Source organism: Limnofasciculus baicalensis BBK-W-15 (assembly GCF_024178385.1).
Lineage (GTDB): Bacteria > Cyanobacteriota > Cyanobacteriia > Cyanobacteriales > Coleofasciculaceae > Limnofasciculus > Limnofasciculus baicalensis.
This window is the reverse complement of record NZ_JAMZMM010000306.1, coordinates 6,870-7,582: the sequence shown is the minus strand read 5'-3', so window position 1 is coordinate 7,582 and position 713 is coordinate 6,870. Positions and strand designations below refer to the sequence as shown.

The 713-nt window shown below is 45.0% G+C and carries 1 protein-coding gene; it reads right to left on the bottom strand.

What is annotated here, in order from left to right; all coding sequences use genetic code 11:
• On the bottom strand, positions 1-600 hold a 600-nt coding region (locus NJ959_RS22720; protein WP_254014024.1), incomplete at its 3' end, for a leucine-rich repeat domain-containing protein.
• Positions 601-713: the final 113 nt, after the last annotated feature.

Below are 713 nucleotides of genomic sequence, written 5' to 3'. Positions count from 1 at the left end.
TTTTATCTGGTTTCCAATGAGGTAAAGCTCTGTGAGATTGGTGAGGTTTCCCAGGGATTCTGGTATCTCTTTTATCTGGTTTTCCCAGAGGTGAAGCACTGTGAGATTCGTGAGGTTTCCCAGGATTTCTGGTATCTCTGTTATCTGGTTTCCCCAGAGGTGAAGCACTGTGAGATTCGTGAGGTTTCCCAGGATTTCTGGTATCTCTGTTATCTGGTTTCCCCAGAGGTAAAGCTCTGTGAGATTGGTGAGGTTTCCCAGGATTTCTGGTATCTCTGTTATCTGGTTTTCACTGAGGTTAAGCTCTGTGAGATTGGTGAGGTTTCCCAAAAATTCTGGTATCTCTGTTAATCGGTTACTTATAACCGATAATTCCTCTAAATTTCTCAATTGCGACAACTCATCCGGTAGCGTCGTCAATCGATTTCCTACCCATTTCTCTTTCTCCTTATCCCACTTCCCCAATACTAACCGCTTCAACTGCGTCAACTCGCCAATCTCTGACGGTAATACTTCTAATTCTAGCCCCGCGAGATCTAATTCTTCCCACTTTTCCGCTTTTGCTTGGGCGATGAGTTGCTGCGCTTTCGCGTATGTCATGGTTGTGGTGTTGGTTGGTTATTCTGATTGTGGCATAGGTTTTGGGGGATTGGGTAGATGGGGTGGTTTTGTCAGTAAGTCAGAAAACCCGCCGTAGAATTAAGTCTACGGCT